The sequence below is a fragment of the Desulfobaculum bizertense DSM 18034 genome (assembly GCF_900167065.1).
Lineage (GTDB): Bacteria > Desulfobacterota > Desulfovibrionia > Desulfovibrionales > Desulfovibrionaceae > Desulfobaculum > Desulfobaculum bizertense.
In genome coordinates this window covers 37,962-58,955 of sequence record NZ_FUYA01000009.1, presented here as the reverse complement: position 1 = coordinate 58,955, position 20,994 = coordinate 37,962, and the positions used below count along the sequence as shown (strand labels likewise).

Here is a 20,994-nt window from a genome sequence, read left to right as displayed (position 1 = left end):
AGCTACACCACTTTGCATCCCGCCATGTGCCTGTGCAAAAACCGCTCACGGAAATGCTTTTGCAGTCGAGAGCAAATTTTTCCCATCAGCCCCTGCGGATTGACCATTGGACCCTTTGGCGCCATCCAGCCCGACACATCACTGCGGGCCTTGGCCAAAGAACGCACAAGACGCGGCCAGTTTTTGGGCCACATTGCGTCGTGATAATGCAGGCACACGACATCAGACAGCAGCGGAGACTCCCACGCATCCGGCTCTGAGGACCCCACTGCAAAATTATACATATGAGGAAGCTCCCGCATCCTCATACCCAGTCGATAGGCCGTTAGCCCAAGCATAACCTGATCGGTAAAAAAGATGCCTGCATGCTGTGAGGCAAGTCGCGCATCCAAAAGCGTTCGGCAGTCTTCCAGATAGCGTTCGGCAAATCCCGTGGACGTCCGGAAACTAAAGACTCCGCTGTTGTAATAGAGCCGAATTTTTTCCTGCTCTGCCCATGTCGTCACAAAAGGAAGCGCCTCTATGTCTATTCCCATCAGAGCGCACAGCTCCTGCCAGTAGGCATCGTTTTCGTCATCAGGCCCAGAACTTCCCAAATTCTTGTCTGGAGCACATGCGGCAAGGTCTTCTGTCTCAGACAACTCCAGCAAAGAGGGTTCATGCAAAACCAGCACGTCGCTATCAAGCCATGTCAGGACCTCTGCCCCACTCAGCTCCTGCGCTCGCAAAATGGCATGCGGCTTGTTCATGAAATTATTCCACGCATATTCCTCATCCGCCCGAAAGCGCTCATACTGCACATCGAGCTGCTCAAACGCGGCCAGAGTCTTTTTCCCAAGAGGCGGACCAAGCCGGGGCGTCACGGCGATAAAGGGATTTCGTGCAAAGCGTCCCCCAAACCGGCGTAGACTTCCGGCCAAACGCACGCAGCCAATTTCTAGCGGACCAGCTTCGACACAGCAGACAAAGACAGGTTCAGACTGAGACATAGATGCTCCTTCTCGTATCGCGCACTAGATGCGTCGGGAATGATGAACCAGTTTCGCAAGCAGCGGCACACGCGCCACAAATTTTTCCAAACTGCTTGGTATGCGCTTTGCGCCCCAGTTGAGTACGGCAGCCAGTGCCGGGACTTCCAGCATGCGGAACAGCTCAGCAGAAAAACGCGCATTCTTGTAAAGGCTCCCGTCACCCTGCCCCACGAGCACAGCAATATCCGTATGCCGAGCCATAAACTCGGTCAGGTCACTCATGAGCACAGGACCAGAGTCAATAACGATGAAATCATAGCTTTTTTTCAGAGATTCCAGCACAGAAACAAAACGGTTGGCTTCAAGATCCAGCCAATGGCTTTCGTCCACAAACAGAATCCAGATTTTCCGTTCTTCATCGCGCATGATTGCGTCCAAAAACGCCACATCATGTTCGCCACTCTCTTCAATAGGCACGCCCGCCTTGCGATCATGCCCCATGATTTCGGACAAGCCATGACTCACCGAGTTAATCTCGGCCAAAAGCACTCGCGGCGAGTGCATGGTCAGAGCATGGGCCGTGTTCAGGGCAAGGGTTGTCGAGCCGCACTCCCGTCCTGCACCAGAAAAAAGAACAATCTTGGCACCATTTGCGGCGTGCTCGTCATTGAGCTTATCCGCAAGGCTGCGAATAGCTTTGGCGCTCACGTCTGTTGGGCTTTCAAGAGAGACTCGCGCAAAGTCACCATCATATTTAGAAATAGGCCACGAGACCTGCCCATCCACTGCATGCCCCATGTCTTTGGGGCTCCGGATTCGCCCATCCACAAGATCACCAGCAAGGAACACACAGCCCACACTGCCAAAAGACAGGGCAAAGCACATAATAAGCAGCTTTTTGAAGCTGTTTCCAGCCGGGGCAATGGGCGGACTCGCAAAGGTTTGAATAACAACGCGGCTGACTCCGCTTCCTGCTTCTGCAGCAAGGTCACCCAAACGTTCATCAAAACGAAACAGCTGCTCGCGGGCGTGTTCCACCCGGGCGGCAATCCGTTGCGCTTTGAGAATACCCTGCGAAGTCTCTGCAACTTCCTTCTCTGCAATGTTCAGCTTTTCTCGCAAATTTTCTTCTGTACGCAGCGCCGCTTCAAACTGATGACGGGCCTCAATGACTCTCCGGTCCAGCTCGTAATCCCGCTTATCCCCAACAATACGTAACGCGCGGGCAGAAATTCGTTCTTTCAGCTGCGTTTCATAATTCTTCATGGACCCCATGCGGGCCTCAATGTAGCGCCGGTCCGGGTTGCTCGACGTCGTTCCATCAATGGTAGCCCGCATTTCCTGCATGGTCTTGTATGTCCAGTAGCTGATGCTCCACAAGGACTCGTCACCAGCAACCATTTCATCGGCAAGAGACTGAATGGGAAGCTTTCGAATCTGCTCAGCCTGCCCCTTGATGCTCTTGTAGGCATTCTCCTTGTTCAGCAAATCAGCATAAGCCTGAACCCACGCTTTTTGCATCTCGTTCTGCAGCTTGCTGGACAGGTTAAACTGTTCAGTAAACGTACTCGTGCGGACCTTGCTTCCTATGCGTTCCAGTTCGTTGGACAACTCTTCGACGTTCGCAGCAAGCTTCTCCCGTTCTTTGCGAAAACCAACAATACGGGAAGAATCAATTCCCGCTTCTTCCTGCTGCACGCGTTCAGCAAAAACAAGCATGACGGTGTTGACCAACTCCGCCAGTCCTTCGGGAACATTACCACTCGCTCCAAGGGTCAAAAACGTCGTTCCATACACCACCCCTGCGTTCAGTTTTCTGGGCAAAAGCTGAGCTGCAAGTTTGGAATCCTTCACGCCGGGAAGAATATTTTCCTGAAAATTCTCAGGCAAACGCTCCCATGCCTGCTGAAGCGTCTGCTCCGCCATCAGCACCCGAAGCTGAGTCTGGGCATAGTCGCGGAAATAGCTGGAAATTTGGCGCTGTCCAAAATTCGTAATGATTGGAGGAATTTCACGGGTCAAGCGCAAAGAGCCACTCACTTCATAGAATGGCTTGCTCATAATAAACGCCAGCGGTGCAAGCAGCATGAACAGACCGAGACCCAGCACAACAATAACCTTCATGTACCGGGAAATTGCCCCCGGAACATCAAAGGGTTTGCCTTTGCTTCCCATCACTCTGGGAGGACCTAAAGAGGGTGTCTCTGACATGTTAACCTCTCAGCTTTGCCCACAGTCGAGAAAACGCGTTCCGCACCATCCCCATCTCCTCCTGCGTCACAAAAAGTGCCCAAAGGAGAAATGCGGTAACGGTCAAATATCCCAGCCCCAGCCCGCCAAGGACAAACAACGTTGTCCACCGGGAGAACTGCGGAAGCTGGGAAAGCACAAGCCAGACAAGCCCACCACTCAAGATGGGAGCAAAGCCCGGAAGCACGGTGCGGACAAAGTACTCTCGCCATGCAATCCGCAGGGCCTGATTTGTGCGAACAATAAAATAGCAACTTGGCGGGATGGTGCTCAGTGCCACGCCAAGAACTGCACCATAAAGGCCATAGCTCCATGCCAGCCCCGGAATCCACAAAAGTGCGAGGACAAGCTGCATGAGCGTGTATTCAAGCTCACGCCCGGTGCGATTCACACCCTTGAACACCGCAGTGCCCGCTCCTGTCGCCAGATGCACGAGACTCACAATACAAATAACACGCATTATGTGTTCTGCGCCATCATATCCTGTTCCGAGCCACGTATAGAGCAGTTCATTTGCTGCTGCCGCCAAAAATGCATAGAGCGTAAAATTCACCAGATTGATGTGCCGACAGCCTGTGAGGTACAGCTCAACAAGCTTGGGAGACTCCAGATATTCACCGCCGCTTATGAAACGGCGAAGCCATGCAAAAATCTGAATTCCCGGAAGAAAAAGCAGCAACACACTTAGGCACATGGCCCAAAACGACGGTTCGCTCCAGCCATAGCCGCGCTGCTGCCAGTCATAAAATGCCAGCGGAGCAATCAAAAAACAGGACCCAACAAGAGCAAGCAGGCACAGCGCCATATACTTCCGAAATTTTTGCTGCACAGTGGGAGCAGGACTCTCAAGCCAGTCCCCACCAAGGCTTGACGCAGCAGGCAAAAACGGAACAAACGCAGCGCCCGTGATACTCCGCCCCGTGAACGGAAGTTTTCTGGCAACTTCAAAAAGGCCAGTGGCAGAAAGGCCAAGCATGGCCGTCGTAACGATACGGTCAAAGGTTCCAAGAAAAATCCCAAGCACACCAAGGAACTGTACTTTCCCACCAAACACAAACAGCGCGTGCAGGGCTTCCCGGCGCACATAGCGAGGCCCAACCCTCAGGCCCGGAACTTTGCGGAAGGCAAAGAGCATATTGACCAGGACTTCAAAAACCGTCTTGAGAGCGTATGCGTAGAGCACACCCCGAATGCCGTAGCCAAGAGGCAAAAAGACAAAAACAAGGGCCAGTTCCAAAAGAGTCGCCGCAAGCCAGACGGACCGGGAGAGCACGATTTCCTGCATGCCTTCCAAAACGCCCCGAAAGGCCGAAAAAGTCAGATCCAGCAAAAATGCCGCAGCCGTTCCCAAAATCATGAACCCCGCCAGCTCACGCAGGTCGGGATCAATATCAAAAAGGGTCATAAACAGCGGCACACACCCAAGAAGCGCAGCAAAAAGCACAAGGCTCACACCCGTCATCACCACAAGCCCGGTGCTCACCAAGACACTGGCGGATTCAAGATTTCCTTCTGCATTATACTGCGCAACGTATTTGACGTAGGCATTCTGAATGCCAAAAGCAGTCAGTCCGGCGTAGGAAAGGACAATAAAGCACACAGACCACAGACCAAAATCTGCCAGTGAAACATAGGCCAGAATAAAGGGAGTCAGAGCAAGGCGACTTGCCAAAAAGACAACGTTCGCGCCCATCCCCATAATTGACCCTGCAGCGACCCTGCGGCCCAGCGTCTTGGTCTTGCCTGTCCCCATCAGACCTCCCGTTTCAGCTAGTCGTCATCATCATCTGTCTTGAGATCCTGCTGGTCACAATCCAGACATCCCCACCAGTCCTCACGCAGATGTGGCATGACGCCAAAGCGTTCCAAAACATTGGTGCCAAGATCCAAAACGTCCATCATTGGGATAATTGAGCGCATCACGTAGTTGAAGTCCGTCATTGCAGACGAGCCTATGTAGATAACGTCGTTGTCTTCCACGATGTAATTTCTGGAAAAGTCTCCCTTCTCCACAACATCCCGCAAACTGATGCGCCGAATGAGCGGCTTTCCACCCTTGTTGCGCACCAGATAACAGCGGCTCATGTCTGCCCCCTGCGCGGGTCCACCAGAATGCATAATCGCATCCAGCACCGTAATACGACTCTTGAGGCGTATCGCTCCGGGAGAACGGACATAGCCCATCACGTAGGCCACCTTGTCTTCGCTTTCAGGAATATAAATAACGTCGTTGTTCATGATTTTGGCATTAAGCGCCATGTTTCCCTCAAGCAGATCACCAAGATCAACCCACACAATGCGGTCCCGTCCCCGAATAATGGCGCACTTGGACAAAAAGGCTTCCTTGCGCAACAGCGGCAGACCACCGCATAATGCCAAGGCTTCCAAAAGCGTCCCCTCGCCTTCAAAAGTAATCAGGCCCGGATTGGTCACACGCCCCAGTACAAAGGCTTTGTTGTTCGCATAGCGGGACACGGAGAGCCGGACTTCCGGTCGCTCATAAAATTTGCTCAGCCGCTTGCTGATCTCACGGGTGACGTCCTGAATGCTCCGTCCCTTGACCTGCACCATGCCAATGCGCATCACGCTAATGGTCCCGTCCGGGGCCACCCGAATATTACGATCAGAGAGTTCGGGCCGCTGCCAGACTTTGAGTTCCAGAGAGTCCCCTGGTCCCATCAGGTAGGTATTGGGCACTTCCTGCGAAAACGCGGCAATGGCCTCTTCTGTTGCGAATCGGGATTTAATTGCACCTTCGTCAGTCTTAAACTCTCCGACGCTATGCTCATCTGGAACAATTTCAGGCCGAATAGGATTACAGGCACTCAAGGTCACAAGCAGAGCCAAAACCACAAACAGCCCCAAACGCTGCCCGGCTGTGGCCAGCTTTTTCACAGCGTTCTGAAGAGGCTGCCCCGTCAGGATTCCCCACATATAGCGAAACATTCCAAAAATTTGGGGCACAACAACCATTGTGCAGTGCCATGCATATGTTCGCGCCTTGGGCCGCGTAATCTGCTTTTGCGCCATGAACTTCCTGATGGAAAAAATCCGGGGGTACAAAAGGACAAAACCTGCAACGGCAGTGCCCCAAAGCCACGGAGCAGAAAAAAGCCCCAAAAGAAAACACAGCACTGCGCACAGTGCCGCCCCACCACGAGCAAGGATTCGCCCGCATTCATATTTCCAGAAGCTCTCCTGCGAACGAAAATGGCGATGTGTCACAGCGGCATAGCCATAGCCCGTACGAAAAGCCCGGCGCGCCCACTGCGAAAGCTTCGTCATCCCAATATCGTGCATCGTCATGGGCACATCCACATGCTCAATGCTCCAGCCTCGTTCGCCAATGCGAAGCGAGCAGTCCGGGTCCTCGCCAGCAACCAAAATTTCGTCGTAGCCGCCAACTTTGGCCAAAGCCTCACGGCGCACCAGAACATCTCCACCAAATGCAGCAACCTTCCCTGCGGGTGGATTCCACTCCAAATCCGCAATCCAGTTGTACACAGAGGCAGACGGATTCTGTTCTCGACGATTCCCGAAAACAGCCGCGCAACTGTGCTCTGCCTGAAGCAGGCTCATGCCTGTAGCAAGCCACTCCGGGTCCAAAAGCGTATCGGAATCCAAAAACTGAACATAGGGTGCCTTACCAGCCTGCCACCCTACATTGCGCCCGCGCCCGGGGGTCGGCGCTATGCCATGCTCCAGATGCAGTAGCTCAGCCCCGCACTCCAGCGCGATGTCACAGCTCTCATCCACAGAACCACCATCAACATAAAAAAGCCGAAGGGCATCCTGAGGCCAGTGTGAATGCTGGACACTTTCCAGGCAGTCCCTGAGGGTTGCCGCAGCATTCACCCCAATGACGACCACATCTATATTTGCATGCTCTGTCATAACGTCTTCTTTGGGATATTCCGTGCAGGGATTCCAACGGCAATATGCCGCTCCGGCACGTCATGAATAACAACAGCATTTGCCCCAACATCCACGTCATCCCCAAGGGTAATCGGACCCAAGACCTTGGCCCCGGCCCCAATGCTGACCCGGTGCCCAATCCGGGGCGCTGCTGGCTCACGTTCATGCCGCAGACCAACCGTCACGCCATTTCGCACCACGCAGTCATCTCCAAAACGGGCATAGCCACTGATGATAATGTCTCCAAAATGATCGATACGAAAACGGTCCCCAAGCTCGGCCTCACAAGGCAGCTCAACACCAGTCAGAATCTGCACCAGCTTGTAGGCAATCTTGTAGAGGAGCGAAAAAAACTTGCGAACCAGTGAAAAGCGAATCCCATAGCGCCAGCGTCCAAAGCGATAGACGCACATCACCCAAAAGCCCTGCCGAAACAGGTCACGTTCATGCGTTACAAAATCGCTACGGATGTGTTCGAACATGAATGCCCCCTACCACGGGCGCGGAGGAGAAACGCTCCCCCACCGGGTTTCGGCTAAAGAGTGCTGAACGTCCTGCACAATCCCCCACGATTCTGAACGCTTACTGGCGTGCTCCTCACCGGGACGGCAGTGCAAAAGGTATCGCAAAAGGTGCCAGCCAGCCTCAACACTGGCATTGCTTATGACCGAGAACAGTCCATAATTTTTGCGGAAAAAAAGCCATTCGCTCCGCATTCGAAATGAACGGAGCTGCGAACCGGCAGAATCAAACTTTTGATCTTTTCGAGTTCGGCTTGCGCCCCCACCTATGTGAACGACATCCGCCCCCGGCACAAACCACACGCGCCACATGGCCCGGCTTGCCCGCAGGCACAGGTCCTGCTCCTCGTAATACATGAAATACCGTTCATCAAAGAATCCCAGTTCTTCCAGTGTTGTCCGACGAATCACGATAAAGGTTCCCGGCACCCAGTCCACCTGCATGGGGTGCTGATGATCAAACCAGCGATAGTCCCCAGCTCCAAAAAACTTTGAGCTGGCATAACGGGTCGACAGTCCAGACTGATCAAAAAACTTAAACAGCGCGGAGGAAAAACGCCGGGCAGATGGCTCAAGCGCTCCCTGCGCATTAAAAACCCGTCCACCGCACATGCCGACCCGGTCGTGCTCAGGCTCCTGCATAAAGGCCACAGCCTTGGTCAGGGTTTCTCCCTTAAACTCGGCATCAGGGTTTAATAGCGCAATGAATTCACCATGCGACTGGGCATAGGCAAGGTTCACCGCAGCGGCAAACCCAAGATTCGCTCCGGTATCAATGACTGTCGCCTGCGGGAATTCATCCCGAACCATCTGTGCCGAGCCATCGTGCGAATCATTATCTGCAACAATGACCTCCGGCGGATCGCTTTTGCAGGCCTCATAGAGTGAAGCCAGACAGTCCCGAAGCATATTCTGCGTATTAAAGCTGACAATCAGCACGGAAACATTCATGCGCAACTCCCTGTGCTTACACGGCTCCATCCACCTCTGGATAAATATCAAACACCCGATCAAGGCGAGTCAGTTCCAGCAAGGCCTGCACTTCTGGTCCCGGAGCTGCGAGGCGCATGTCACCGCCATTCTGGGCAATACCCCGAAGTGATGCGACCAGTGCACCAAGACCAGAACTGTCCAAAAAGGTCAGCGCGGACAGATCAACGACAAAACGCTGCTGTCCTTCTTTTTCGCCCAGCTGAACGGCCTGCTTGAACTCCGAAACAACACTGGCATCAAAGCGCCCTGCAAGCTGAAGAATTCGAACTTCACCGCGATCCTGAACCGATATTTCCATAGCTCCTCCAAGATTTTGCTCAATGCGTCAGGCCGGGAAATGCATTGCTACAAAAGTCCCTGCTCCTTCCCGGCTTCGTACATGCAGCTCACCGCCATGCTCGCGCAGAATCCGACGGGCCGATGTCAGCCCCATACCAACGCCCTGCGCCTTGGTGGTAAAAAAGGGATCATAAATATAGGGCAAATCAGACGAGGCAATTCCTGTTCCCTGATCGGAAAAAAGAATCACATGCTGCTTTTTTTTCTCATGGAACTGATAGCGAACCCGAACGCGAACATCGTCATCTTTGGCAAAGTCCACACAGTTCATCCCAACAAACAAAAGCGCTTCCTGAACAAGAACAGGGTCCACGTGCAAAAGGCACTGTGGAAAACTTCCGTTGTTCACATAGAGGCGTTTCCCCTGTTCCGCGGCGTAGCGTTCCACACTGGAAATCATGCTCCCCAGCAGGGATTCCAACTCGACATTCAGAGGAGATGGACTTGGAAGCGCTGCAAAACTGGCAACAGCCTTGACTAGCTCCTCAAGGCGCATGGAACCATCCAGTATGCCTTCTGCACGAGGCCGCAGACTCGGTGCAAGATCGGCATTACGCAAAAGCAGGTTAGCGTAGCCGCCAATCGTCAAGACCGGGTTTCGAATCTGATGCGCAAGGCACATCGCAAGCTTTTGAACGCCTTCTTCACGCTCTCGGACCAAAAAAGCCCGCTCAGCAAGCAAGCGTTTCTCCCGGTCAGCAAGCTTTCGAATTTCCGTCACGTCATCAATGAGGACAAGCATCCCAGCCCGCTCTCCCTGCCGCTCCAAATACGAAGAAACCAGCATCAATGTCAGAGTCTCGCCACTGTCACGAAAATATGGAACTTCACGCTTTATTCCATTGGCTCGGCGGGCAATCGTATCAAGAATAACCTGATTAAATTCAGGATTCTTTTCATCGGTCAAAAAAAGCTCACCCCAGCCTTTTCCCGCAACCTGTCCGGCATCCATTAAAAAAATACGCTCAAAGGCCTCATTCACCGTAACGATTCCCCCGTCTTCTCCCATGACAGCGAGACCTACAGGCATATGCATAAAAATTGTCTTCAAAAACAGTTCATCAAGCAGCATGGATACCACCTTTCCCGTTGCACAAGCACAAAGACGAGGAGAAAACTCCTCTATAGAACAGTAGCATTTCCCATAAATTGGAGCAACATGCTCCCGCATCTCAGGCAAAAACATAGCATTTTTCTTCGTGCCATAGGCCAATAGACAGCTTTCTCCCTGAATTTGTATCCTTTTTCTTTTTCTTATCCCCAACAAAGGACAAAGCACTACGACTGACTTTTTCTCACAAAAAAAGCGCACTTTTTTAAAAAAAATTATGCGCTCATGCAGACCTCTTTTTTTCCAATGCCGCTGCTTTGCCTCAAATGTTTTTTTCAAATCGCAAATCCCTGTTCCAGAACATTTTTATTATGAGCAATCCCCCTGTTTTTCAGCCCACCTTGACCGAATTCTTTCACCGCAATAGAGTTGTTGCCTTCAACACCCGAGTTAAGCAAAAGGAGCTGTCATGCCTCGGTACTACGTCAATAATGAGACCACCTATTCTGGGGACCATATCGTTCATGTCGAAGGCTGCGAGCACATGCCTCCCAAAGGGAAGTGCACCTGTCTCGGCGATTACTCCAACTGCTTCGACGCCGTACGCGAAGCAGGAAAGCTTTTCCCGCGCCCTAATGGGTGTCCGCACTGTGCGCGACTCTCTCATGTTGACGCTGACTGACAGCACCATGTTAAAAAAGGCCCCGGTTCGAAACTCGAACGGGGGCCTTCTTTTTTTTGTATATATTCCGAAAAACTATTGTGCCTTCATCAGCTCACGGAGGCTCTGCTTCAATTCCTTGTTCGCCTTAAACAGCTCCACAGATCGCTTCTGTTCCTGCTCCAGCGCGGCAAGCGCAGATGTCAGGTCAACCCGGGGATTCAGCTCCAGAGTACAATACTGCTGAAAACTTCTGCATCTGTTGCCAAAATTGGCCTGCAAAACCTTTTCACAATTCCAACACTCTTCGATCTCTTTCCGGTCATAGCTTAAATTCAAAGCAGACATGAAGGCCTTGAAAATCTCCTCATACCGTAAAGGAGTTCCCTTTTGAGGCACTCCAACAAGATGCTGCCGAATCAGAGAAATCGAGAGTCCACGCAGGACCATATAGGACAGGGGGAAAAGTTCTTCCTGAGAAATCCACTCCTGATCGATGGCCGTGGCCTTCCCATCAACGAGTATCGCATTGCATGGAATGAGATCGTAGAACTTTCCGGGAATATACGCCTTTCCATCCCGCTCCACGCTATGCTCCTTCAGCAACTCAACCCACGGACGCAACGCTTCCACAATATCCTGAATCGTCCAGCCAGACATAGAAATCGCATGGGTCAGGTGAGCCTGCATGGTTTCGCCCCTAAAATACGGCTCATCTTCGAGGACATGTCTAAAGCCTCGCAATGAGCGCAAACGCTTTGCAGGGGGACTCAGGGGCTGACGCCGAACCTGATAGGCGTCATTTTCTTTGACGAACTGCACGACTTTCTGCGTCTCCCGAAGCATGAACTCGCCATAATACTCAGCAAGAACACCGTCAGAAAGGCAGGGCTGAACCTCGTCTGCCCACGCCACAAACAGAAAAGAATTTGCGAGATCCCGTGTCAGTCCGGCTTCATGAAGCCCCGGCCACGCCGCAGGAGCAGAAAACACATACTGCTCAAAGCGAGAATAATCGCGAGCTGCGACATCAGTCAGCAAAGCCTCTGCAGCAAAATTTTCATCATCAATCCCAGCAGGATGGATCATCGCCCGGGGCAGCTTGTAGTCAGGGAGGGGCAAATGCAGCTCGCTCTGCGCAAAACCGCACTCTTTCAGGTAGCGCTCAAGCACTTTTCGGCTAAAGGTAACCGGACCTTTGGGCCTGTATCCGCCCTCAATGCCGTCCATCGCTGTCCCAAGATGATCTTCCCGCGCACCAGCAAAATACTTCAGTCCAAAGCGATTCTCAATCGCCAAAAGCAAGCATCCGCCGGGATTCAGCAGACTCCGGGCCATACGAAGCGTTTCAGCAATCGGGTCCTCACTCTCGCTGAACATTCTGGCATACTCCAGAACGCCAATCAGCGTCACAACGTCAAACTTTTGGGACTGTATCGGTGCCTCAAGAATTTTGTCGCAAAGCACCGTCACGTTTTCCAGTCCCTCACAACGTGCAGCAGCAATGCTAGCCCGCCGGAAACTCCCCTCTAACGCCAAAACATCTGCACCAGCTTCGCCCAAAAACCGCGTTATGGCTCCACAACCACAACCAAGCTCCAGCACTCGTTTCCCCTGCAAAAAATCCCCAAAAGGACGCAAGAGATTGCTTCGCTCAGGACTGAGATGATACAAACTCGGCCAATCGTCACAGGTGGCAAAAAGCTCGTCCGAAGAAACTGAGCGGTCTTTTGCAATCAGTACCCGCTTATAAATCGCTTTCTCAACAGCATCTCCGTCCGAATACGCAAACTCATCATGTCCCTGCCGGAGCCAGACACCCTGAGCTGCCTTAAATGTGTAGTTCTCCTCAATCCAGTCCTGAATCATTCTCATATGCCTCTTCCTGAGTTCTTTTCACAGTGGTCCATGCACCACCCATGTTTGCTTTTCTCTCTCCAAAAAGCTCAACGTTTTTTTGGATCAGTGAGGAATCTAGCAAAAGCCATTCCAGCACCTGACACAGGTTGCAAACTCTAGGATTACAGGATCTTAAAAGACACAGATTATCCGCAACAGCTCCCAAATTCATAAAGAGCACATTTTTTTGACACCTACAGACAGCGAGGCTCCCCACCGCTGAGCACAAAAAAAGGGGAGCCAAAAGCTCCCCTTCCATTTTTCCCAAAAGCCACCGTTCAGGCAGCGAGGCGTTTTAGTCAGCGCAATCAAGACGCTCGGCAATATGCTTTGCAGCACGGCGACCAGCGCCCATTGCCAAAATAACCGTTGCAGCACCAGTGACAATATCGCCACCAGCGTAGACGTTCTTGATGCTGGTTTCACCAGACTCTTCATCAACGTCAATGCAGCCCCACTTGTTGAGTTTCAGCTCTGGCTCATTCTCAAGAAGGACGGGGTTAGGACGGGTTCCAACGGCGATAACAGCAAGGTCAGTAGGCAGCTCGTAGGTCTCGCCCTCAATCGCAACAGGACGACGACGGCCAGAATCATCAGGCTCGCCAAGCTCCATGCGCTGGAGCACGACAGTCTGGAGCTTGCCGTTTTCATCTTCCTTAAATTCGAGCGGGGATGCGAGGCATTCCATAATAACGCCTTCTTCCACTGCGTGTTCAACTTCCTCACGGCGAGCGGGCATAGCGTCCTGCGTACGGCGATACACAATACGCACGGAGTCTGCGCCAAGGCGAAGTGCTGTACGGGCAGAATCCATAGCGACGTTACCACCGCCATACACGGTGACATTCTTCCCGCGAATAACAGGGGTGTCATACTCAGGGAAGCGATACGCACGCCCAAGGTTGACGCGAGTCAGATATTCGTTGGCAGAGAACACACCGATTGCGCTTTCGCCCGGAATGTTCAGGAAGCGAGGCAGGCCAGCGCCTACGCCAACAAAAATCGCCTTGTAGCCATCCTCAAAAAGATCAGAGAAATTGACGGTCTTGCCGCCAACGATGTTGGTCTGGAAATCAACGCCAATTTCTTTCAGAGCGGCAATTTCCTTGGCAACAACATCGTCCTTGGGCAGACGGAATTCCGGGATACCATAGACAAGCACACCACCAAGCTCGTGCAGGGCTTCAAAAACCGTGACCTTGCAGCCTCGGGAAGCAAGATATCCAGCAGCAGTCAAAGAAGAGGGACCAGAGCCAATACAGGCAACCTTTTTCTCTTCGTCGATGAGTGCACAGGCGTCTTCACCAGTGACCATGCCACATGCGGAATCATGAATGGCGCGGTCAGCAACAAAACGTTCCAGCCGACCGATAGCAATCGGCTCACCCTTCGCATTCAAAATACAGTTACCTTCGCACTGATTCTCCTGCGGGCAGACACGGCCGCAAATAGCAGGCAGGCTGTTCGTGGTCTTAATGACAGAGTAGGCTTCCTTCGGATTGCCCTCTGCAAGAGCATGGATAAACTGAGGAATCGGGACTTCGACCGGGCAACCCTGAACACACTTCGGCTTTTTGCACTGCAGGCAGCGCTTGGCCTCGTTGATTGCCATTTCTTCGGTATACCCAAGAGCAACTTCGTCAAAATTGGTGCTTCGGACTTTGGGGTCCTGAGTCGGCATTGGGGTACGGGGTGCAATTTTTTTAGCCATTACTTGTTCTCCTCATGCTGGTGGCGGCCACAGGTGCAGTAGTGATCATAGCATTCCTTTTCCATCGGCTTGAACGCACACAGACGCTTGGAAAGCTCAGCAAAGTCGACTGCATGTCCGTCAAACTCAGGGCCATCAACGCAGGTGAATTTAGTCTCGCCGCCAACCGTCACTCGGCAGGCGCCGCACATACCCACGCCATCAACCATGATGGAGTTCAGGCTTACCGTTGTCTTCACCCCAAAAGGCTTTGTGGTATCAGAAACCGCACGCATCATCGGCACCGGCCCAACAGCAACAACCTCAGCAACGGCCTTGTCTTCCTCAAGGCGTCGCTTGAGCGGCTCAGTCACGAGGCCCTGCTCACCATAGCTGCCGTCATCAGTACAGATGATCATCTCGTCAGAGATTTTGCGAAGCTCATCTTCAAAAAGCAGCAGGTCTTTGCTTCTGGCACCAATGATGGAAACAACATGGTTACCAATATTATGATGGCCTTTTGCAATGTGATGCATTGCGGCAATGCCCGTACCACCGCCAACACAAATGACGGTGCCGTGCTTTTCCAGATGGGTTGCCTTGCCAAGAGGACCACAGACATCAGGAATCATGTCGCCCTCGCCCAGCTCTTCCAGCTGAGACGTGGATTTACCCAGCACGAGGTAAACAATAGTAATGGTGCCTTTCTCTGGATCAGTATCTGCAATGGTCAGGGGAATACGCTCTCCATGCTCACAGACACGAAGGATCACAAAGTTTCCCGGTTGTGCCTTCTTGGCGATAAGCGGAGCACTAATCTCCAGTTTGCTTGTTTTTCCCGGAATCAGTTGCTCTTTTTTGACGATCTCGAACATGTCTTTTCCTCAGCATTGAAAATTCAAGGTCTTGTAAAAACTGCAGACTTTGGGGAAAACCTCTCTTTCCCCAAGCTACAAACACTTTCCGATGCACCCTGTATTCATTCCCTACCACAATACTCAAAATAAAAACCCAGCATTGTAGGCAAGTTTGCTATACTACACTCCTCTTCAAAATCAAGGTCTTCTCCTTTGCTTTCCGCCTTTCAAAGCTACGCCAAGCACATATTCCGTAAAGAAATCCCAAGAAAAGATCGCACATCTCTGAACATTGATCTTTAATTTCGTTTTTTTCATCTCTTTCCCCGTTCTTTCTTTCAAAAAACGCATTCCAACTTTGTGTAAAAATTCCACAATCGTTTTGAGAAAACTCAAATCACGTTTCACAAATATCAAGAAGTCACCGCAAATCCACACCCACCTTGTACTTTGAGGAGTGCCTTTTGAAAAAATATGCTATAGTTGGCGGTGTAAAAATGCTCTCTTCGTCTTCTCCTCACAGGGGGAATACAAAGAAAAGCTTGTGCAGCCAGCACTTTTTTGCTTCAACAGATAATGCTCACTGCATTCTTTTTTTGTCGGTAAGCGTTTTTTGTCGTGGAACTTCTGCTCGCGGCAAAACGATTTTTTTTGAGGACACTCATTTTTGGAAAATCTTCGAAACATATTTTCTGACCACCACTATCAGAAACGAGGATGCTGCAATGCAAAAAACAACTTTGAAAGATGCTGTTTCAAACCTGAAACCAGGACTGGGGACACAGATTGACACTGTGCTTCTCAGCATTCTGGTCAACATCCTGAGTCTGGCAATCCCTATTGTCATTCTGCAGGTTTATGACCGGATTCTGCCAAACAAGGCGTACAATACCGCAACGCTTCTCTTTTTGGGGGCAGCTGCAGCGGTTATTACCGAAGCCTTCCTGCGCTATGCCAGAACTCACGTTCTCTCGCAGTACGCAGAGCGATTTGAATACGCATCTTCACTGCTTGCTTTCAAAAAACTCTTCCGCACCGACATTGCCTCCGCCATGAACATGGGGACCGGTGCCCTGACCCAGCGCCTCAATGACATCAGCAGCATTCGCGATCATTATGCTGGCCAGTCCTATCTCGTTCTCTATGACCTTCCCTTTTCTTTCCTGTTCCTTGCAGCAATCTGGTACATCGGGCGCGAACTTGTTCTTGTACCACTCATCCTCTTTGGTGTCGCCCTGACTCTTGCACTTCTTGCCGGAAAATTTCTGCAGTCAGCATCTCACCAGGTGAGCAGAATGGAAGATCGTCGCATCAATTACATTACTTCCATTCTCAACAGCCTCATCTCACTCAAAAGCCTTGGCGGTGAGCGCCTGAGCTCCCGACGCTTCCGTCACAAGACCAAAAAACTTATCGCCGACCGAACCCGCCTCGACCGAATCAGCCATGCCATTTCTGACGTTGTCGCCATGCTTGGCTACCTGACGACAGTGGCAGTCGTTGTTGTCGGTGCTATTTTTGTTATGCAGGGCAAGCTCTCCACTGGTGGACTGGCAGCCTGCACAATTTTGGCAGGGCGAAGCCTTGGCCCAGTAGTGGCTCTTGTTGTGCTGTGGACCCAGCTCCAGCGCACTGCCGTTGCAGAAACCAGAATTCACGAACTGTGGTCCCTCCCAGAAGATTCCATTTTTAACGCCGACGACAGAGCTGCAGGCCCAAGTTCCGGCGAAGTCCAGCTGAATGGCGTCAAACTTGAACGTGGCGGCAAGCCAATCTCTCTGGATGTGCACCTCGCTCCCGGCGACAAACTGGTCGTAGAAGACAGTGCCGATCAAATCCTGCCTGCACTGGTTGGACTCCTCATTGGCAGCAACACCCCCGCCGAAGGACAAGTTCTTGTTGGCGGCAAGCCTCTCAATGAATTTAGCCGCAGCGCCTACAGAAAAGCTGTGGGATTTATTCCCAGACGGGCCTCCCTGTTCAGAGGCTCCATCATGGAAAATCTGACCCTATTCCAGCCCGCAGAAGAACGCCGGGCACTTGAACTGTCAGAAAAACTTGGTCTCTCGGCCTTTGTGTACAAAATGCCTAGTGGCTTCAAAACCAATGTCGGTGACATGCTTGGTGGTCCCATCGAATCCGGCATTCTCCAGCGCGTTGCCATTGTCCGGGCACTTATTAACAACCCCAAGGTTCTCATTCTGAATGAAGCCGATGAAGGCATCGACCTTGATGGTAAAGAACGCCTGCAAAACCTTCTGCGCGAAATGAGCGGCATTACGGTGCTCCTCTGCCCCGCAGACAGCACCATGCGGCAGGCTTTTGACGAAACCCTTCGCCTGAATGCAGACACCATTCACCGCGTCAAGACCCAGGAGGTTGCATCATGAACTGGGATGTCAGCTCTCTCCAATACCCCTTTTATGAGTCCTCCTGTCAGGCAAACACAGAGTGCCGCACAGAGTTTATGTCTATCTTGCAAAACTCTGAAATCCCGCATTCTGTTTATATGGATGTTCTGTCAGAAATTTTGGCAAACCTGTGCTGGAAAGGCACACCAAAAGAACTTATCAGTACCCTGCCTCTTGGCCGAGCACTGACCTTTGAGGATGTTCGGGATGTTCTGGCCCAGCTTGGCTATGATTCAGAAATCGTTCCGCCCAAAGATCTGGACATGGTTCGCTGGCCGACCCTGCATGTGCCTGTAAATGGCTCTCCTCATGTGCTGTCGCCAACCGATACAATCCCCCGCTCAGGCATTCTGCTTGTTGTTTCGCCACAGGTGGAACCGCTGAGCAAACCGCCGAACACGTCATGGCTTTCATGGACTGTGTCCAGCCTGTGGGGACAAATGTCTGGTGCATTTGTTGCCAGTTTCTTCATCAACGCGGTGGGTCTGGCCCTGCCATTCTTCACAAGATACGTCTATGACCGGGCCATTCCAGCCCGCTCCGTGAACGCTCTTGTCTACCTTGGCATCGGCGTTGGGCTTGCCATTCTCTTTGGTACACTCTTCCGCATTATCCGTTCCCGCCTTTTGACGTATTCCGGCGGGCGTACAGCCTTTTTGTCCAGCGTTGAGTCCATGAAACGCATCCTGTCTCTGCCTCTGGCCGTTTTGACCAGAAGCAGTACGGATTCGCACATTCTTCGACTGCGCGACCTTGAACGGGTTCGTGAATTCGTTTCTGGCGCTTTTGCCACTGCGATTATGGATGCTCCATTTGTTTTGCTCTTCCTTGGCGCCATTGCCTACCTTGGTGGCTGGCTGGTGCTGGTCCCGATCACATTCATTTTCCTGTACGCCATTATCATCCCGTTCCTCACGATTTTTGAAGATCGTGCCATGCGCCGGGCCGCACGGCTGAACGCCGAGCGCACAGCAATTCAGCAGGACTCTGTCGAGCACCTGAAAGACTTTGTTGGTGTTGGTCTGGAAGAATGCTGGTCCATGCATTACGCCCGTATTTCTGTCCGGGCCGCAGCCGCAAACCGCAAGTACTCTCTCGCAGCCTCTACCCTGCGAGTCGTTGCAAAAGCGCTTTCGACCTTGACAGCACTAGCGACTTTAGGGTTTGGTATGATACTGGTCCTCCAAAATCTCCTCACGCCTGGTGGTCTCATTGCATCCATGATGCTTATCTGGCGCACGACCGCCCCAATTCAGGCCTTTGCGACATCCTTTAGCCGCTACTACCAGCTGCGCCACTCTGCCAGACAGATTGACCGCCTGATGAATCTTCAGGGTGAAAACCTTGAATCTTCTCTGGTCTCTCCGCTTCAAGACATTAGTCCATCAGTCACGCTAAACAAAACCGTTTTCCGCTATACCGCAGACCGTGAGCCTGCCCTTGCTGGCGTTTCTTTTGACGTTAACGAAGGTGAAGTTGTGGGCATCACTGGTCCAAACGGTGCAGGCAAAACAACCCTGCTTCTGACCGTTGCGGGACTGCTCCAGCCTCAGGGTGGCAGCGTCCTTATTGGCAACCGGGACATTCGTCAGTTTATGCCAGAAGATTTCCGATCCTGGCTTGGCCTTGTTCCAGAAAACGATCAGCTCTTCACAGGGACTCTCCGCCAGAATCTGCGTGTTGCACGCATTGAGGCAACTGATGATGAGCTTCGTGCAGCCCTCAGTGAAGCTGGTGCTGGCGATCTTGAAGCGTCACTGCCAGATGGTCTGGATACTGAAATGTATACGGAACGTGGCCCACGTGTTGGCTTCTCCATGCAGCAGGCCTTGAGCCTTGCCCGGGCACTGGTCAAACGCCCCAAGATCCTGCTCTTTGATGAACCTACATTCCGCCGCTCCGAACGCTTCTTTGATGCGTTTAAGGCCATTGTTGAAAACACAAATGAAAAGCGGACGATCCTGATCGCTTCACATGACCGCGAAATTTTGGCCATGTGCGACCGGGTTGTTTTAATGGATGAGGGTGCCCCGGTAAGCATCGGAAAGGTAACTCTTCCCGAAACCGTGACCATCAACACATCCAATGCATAAGGATATGTCATGAGTATGAACCCATCGGACAAACATACAAGCATGTTTCTCGAACGCACAGTCACTCACAGGCGCTCTGTTTCTCCCATGCGAATTGTCGTCTGGATTATTGTACTTCTCATCTTTGCGTTCATTATCTGGGCAACACTCGCCCGTGTCCCAGAGGTTGCCCGGACTCGCGGGCAGGTGATTCCACTCGGCAAAGTGCTCAACATCCAAAGTCTCGAAGGCGGGCAGATCGTCTCTTTGCTTGTCTCGGAAGGGCAAACCGTTGAAAAAGGGCAACCCCTTGTGCGCTTTGAGCCGCTCCAGACGGCAACGGATGTAAATCAGCTTGCCTCCCGGACCGCAGCACTTGAGCTGGATGCTGAACGCCTGCGCGCCTTTGTTGAAGGTGGGGAACCGAGCTTTGGTTCATACGAACAGAAATACCCCAAGTTTGTGGACCAGCAACGAAAACTGCTTCGCGCACAGCGAGCTGAGCTGGATGCGGAAATCAGCGTTCTTTCAAATCAGCTCATTCAGAAACAAAAAGCAGTGGAAGCCATCAACAGACAGCTTCCCGTGGTTCGCAAGCAAATTCGGTCTTCGCGTGAAATAGCCCAGACCTATGAAAAGCTGTCAAAACAAAAGATAGCCTCCCGACTGGAGCTTTTGAATGCCCAGCAGCGGGAATCTGAATTCCGTAAGGAAGCAGAAGAACTCGAAGGGATGAAAAAGGTTCTGACCAACGAGCTGACAGAAATTGCAGAAAAGAAAAAGAGCCTGCGCCATAACAGAATTAAGGCAGCAGAAGACGAGAGATCTGAGCTGCTGGCTGAACTTTCTGAAACTTCATCTCGCCTGAGTGAACGCCAAACCTCGCTGGACAAACTCCTTATGGTTTCTCCTGTTGACGGCATTATCAAGGCTCTGCCCTTCTCCTCACCGGGCGCGGTTGTCAAACCCGGCGAAACGCTAGCCGAGATCGTCCCGCTCAACGTGGCACTGGTTGTAGAAGTTCACATTTCACCCCGCGACATTGGTTTCGTTCATGTTGGACAAGAAGCGCGTGTCCGCATTGATACCTTTGACTACTCCCGCTACGGCGCACTTGAGGGCACCCTGACCAAAGTCAGCCCCACAACCTTTACCGGCCCAAAGGGTGAAATCTTCTACAAGGGAGAAGTGACCCCCAAGGCAAGTGTCATTGGAGAAGGAAGCGCAAGAGGAACACTGCTTCCCGGCATGACCGCATCAGCAGATATCGTGACAGGTCACAAGACCGTCTTCCAGTATCTCCTGAAGCCTGTCTTCACCGTAGCCAATCAGGGCTTCCAGGAACGTTAGACAAAGAGGTGCAG

Annotated in this window: 15 protein-coding genes; 4 read left to right on the top strand and 11 right to left on the bottom strand. The window is 52.1% G+C overall.

What is annotated here, in order from left to right; translation table 11 throughout:
- Positions 1-2: 2 nt before the first annotated feature.
- Genes B5D23_RS12330 through B5D23_RS12295 form a run of 8 tightly spaced genes read right to left on the bottom strand, consistent with a single transcriptional unit; the run spans position 3 to position 10,061 of the window.
- Positions 3-989: a hypothetical protein gene (locus B5D23_RS12330; RefSeq protein WP_078685755.1), complete on the bottom strand. Its 987-nt coding sequence runs from the start codon at positions 987-989 to the stop codon at positions 3-5.
- 24 nt (positions 990-1,013) lie between these two features.
- Positions 1,014-3,182, bottom strand: a complete 2,169-nt coding sequence (locus B5D23_RS12325; protein ID WP_144012619.1) for a GumC family protein — start codon at positions 3,180-3,182, stop codon at positions 1,014-1,016.
- A 1-nt stretch (position 3,183) separates the two neighbouring features.
- Positions 3,184-4,974: an MATE family efflux transporter gene (locus tag B5D23_RS12320; RefSeq protein WP_078685753.1), complete on the bottom strand. Its 1,791-nt coding sequence runs from the start codon at positions 4,972-4,974 to the stop codon at positions 3,184-3,186.
- Positions 4,975-4,991: 17 nt separating this feature from the next.
- On the bottom strand, positions 4,992-7,115 hold the full coding sequence (locus B5D23_RS12315) for a polysaccharide biosynthesis/export family protein (protein WP_078685752.1): 2,124 nt from the start codon (positions 7,113-7,115) through the stop codon (positions 4,992-4,994).
- On the bottom strand, positions 7,112-7,618 hold the full coding sequence (locus B5D23_RS12310) for a serine O-acetyltransferase (RefSeq protein WP_078685751.1): 507 nt from the start codon (positions 7,616-7,618) through the stop codon (positions 7,112-7,114). The genes B5D23_RS12315 and B5D23_RS12310 overlap by 4 nt, the downstream gene beginning before the upstream one ends.
- 9 nt (positions 7,619-7,627) lie before the next feature.
- The gene (locus tag B5D23_RS12305) at positions 7,628-8,608 is read right to left on the bottom strand and encodes a glycosyltransferase family 2 protein (protein WP_078685750.1); all 981 of its coding nucleotides are present in this window, start codon (positions 8,606-8,608) and stop codon (positions 7,628-7,630) included.
- A gap of 16 nt (positions 8,609-8,624) precedes the next feature.
- Positions 8,625-8,948: an STAS domain-containing protein gene (locus B5D23_RS12300; RefSeq protein WP_078685749.1), complete on the bottom strand. Its 324-nt coding sequence runs from the start codon at positions 8,946-8,948 to the stop codon at positions 8,625-8,627.
- Between the two features lie 27 nt (positions 8,949-8,975).
- The gene (locus B5D23_RS12295; RefSeq protein ID WP_159445993.1) at positions 8,976-10,061 is read right to left on the bottom strand and encodes a two-component system sensor histidine kinase NtrB; all 1,086 of its coding nucleotides are present in this window, start codon (positions 10,059-10,061) and stop codon (positions 8,976-8,978) included.
- A 448-nt stretch (positions 10,062-10,509) separates the two neighbouring features.
- On the opposite strand from B5D23_RS12295, the gene B5D23_RS12290 reads away from it, so the two are divergent.
- Positions 10,510-10,722: a hypothetical protein gene (locus tag B5D23_RS12290; protein WP_078685747.1), complete on the top strand. Its 213-nt coding sequence runs from the start codon at positions 10,510-10,512 to the stop codon at positions 10,720-10,722.
- A gap of 75 nt (positions 10,723-10,797) precedes the next feature.
- Here B5D23_RS12290 and B5D23_RS12285 read toward each other — a convergent pair whose 3' ends face one another.
- From B5D23_RS12285 to B5D23_RS12275, 3 genes are all read right to left on the bottom strand, one after another.
- A complete protein-coding gene (locus tag B5D23_RS12285) occupies positions 10,798-12,576 on the bottom strand; it encodes a class I SAM-dependent methyltransferase (protein WP_078685746.1) in 1,779 nt (592 codons plus the stop codon).
- A gap of 319 nt (positions 12,577-12,895) precedes the next feature.
- On the bottom strand, positions 12,896-14,311 hold the full coding sequence (gene gltA / locus B5D23_RS12280; RefSeq protein WP_078685745.1) for an NADPH-dependent glutamate synthase: 1,416 nt from the start codon (positions 14,309-14,311) through the stop codon (positions 12,896-12,898).
- Positions 14,311-15,165 carry a sulfide/dihydroorotate dehydrogenase-like FAD/NAD-binding protein gene (locus B5D23_RS12275; RefSeq protein WP_078685744.1) on the bottom strand — a complete coding sequence of 285 codons (855 nt, stop codon included), beginning with the start codon at positions 15,163-15,165 and terminating at the stop codon, positions 14,311-14,313. The genes gltA and B5D23_RS12275 overlap by 1 nt, the downstream gene beginning before the upstream one ends.
- A 707-nt stretch (positions 15,166-15,872) precedes the next feature.
- Between B5D23_RS12275 and B5D23_RS12265 the strand changes: the two genes are divergently transcribed.
- From B5D23_RS12265 to B5D23_RS12255, 3 genes are read left to right on the top strand one after another with little or no spacing between them, the layout of a single operon-like run.
- On the top strand, positions 15,873-17,537 hold the full coding sequence (locus tag B5D23_RS12265; RefSeq protein ID WP_159445992.1) for an ABC transporter transmembrane domain-containing protein: 1,665 nt from the start codon (positions 15,873-15,875) through the stop codon (positions 17,535-17,537).
- Entirely contained in the window at positions 17,534-19,651 is a 2,118-nt protein-coding gene (locus tag B5D23_RS12260; RefSeq protein WP_078685741.1) for a peptidase domain-containing ABC transporter, read from the top strand. The genes B5D23_RS12265 and B5D23_RS12260 overlap by 4 nt, the downstream gene beginning before the upstream one ends.
- Positions 19,652-19,660: 9 nt before the next feature.
- Positions 19,661-20,980, top strand: a complete 1,320-nt coding sequence (locus tag B5D23_RS12255) for an HlyD family type I secretion periplasmic adaptor subunit (protein WP_078685740.1) — start codon at positions 19,661-19,663, stop codon at positions 20,978-20,980.
- Positions 20,981-20,994 lie beyond the last annotated feature (14 nt).

Bases quoted from the DNA above. Each gene is read 5' to 3' on its own strand.
- B5D23_RS12330 (WP_078685755.1), bottom strand. From the start codon at position 989: ATGTCTCAGTCTGAACCTGTCTTTGTCTGCTGTGTCGAAGCTGGTCCG.
- B5D23_RS12325 (WP_144012619.1), bottom strand. From the start codon at position 3,182: ATGTCAGAGACACCCTCTTTAGGTCCTCCCAGAGTGATGGGAAGCAAA.
- B5D23_RS12320 (WP_078685753.1), bottom strand. From the start codon at position 4,974: ATGGGGACAGGCAAGACCAAGACGCTGGGCCGCAGGGTCGCTGCAGGG.
- B5D23_RS12315 (WP_078685752.1), bottom strand. From the start codon at position 7,115: ATGACAGAGCATGCAAATATAGATGTGGTCGTCATTGGGGTGAATGCT.
- B5D23_RS12310 (WP_078685751.1), bottom strand. From the start codon at position 7,618: ATGTTCGAACACATCCGTAGCGATTTTGTAACGCATGAACGTGACCTG.
- B5D23_RS12305 (WP_078685750.1), bottom strand. From the start codon at position 8,608: ATGAATGTTTCCGTGCTGATTGTCAGCTTTAATACGCAGAATATGCTT.
- B5D23_RS12300 (WP_078685749.1), bottom strand. From the start codon at position 8,948: ATGGAAATATCGGTTCAGGATCGCGGTGAAGTTCGAATTCTTCAGCTT.
- B5D23_RS12295 (WP_159445993.1), bottom strand. From the start codon at position 10,061: ATGCTGCTTGATGAACTGTTTTTGAAGACAATTTTTATGCATATGCCT.
- B5D23_RS12290 (WP_078685747.1), top strand. From the start codon at position 10,510: ATGCCTCGGTACTACGTCAATAATGAGACCACCTATTCTGGGGACCAT.
- B5D23_RS12285 (WP_078685746.1), bottom strand. From the start codon at position 12,576: ATGAGAATGATTCAGGACTGGATTGAGGAGAACTACACATTTAAGGCA.
- gltA (WP_078685745.1), bottom strand. From the start codon at position 14,311: ATGGCTAAAAAAATTGCACCCCGTACCCCAATGCCGACTCAGGACCCC.
- B5D23_RS12275 (WP_078685744.1), bottom strand. From the start codon at position 15,165: ATGTTCGAGATCGTCAAAAAAGAGCAACTGATTCCGGGAAAAACAAGC.
- B5D23_RS12265 (WP_159445992.1), top strand. From the start codon at position 15,873: ATGCAAAAAACAACTTTGAAAGATGCTGTTTCAAACCTGAAACCAGGA.
- B5D23_RS12260 (WP_078685741.1), top strand. From the start codon at position 17,534: ATGAACTGGGATGTCAGCTCTCTCCAATACCCCTTTTATGAGTCCTCC.
- B5D23_RS12255 (WP_078685740.1), top strand. From the start codon at position 19,661: ATGAGTATGAACCCATCGGACAAACATACAAGCATGTTTCTCGAACGC.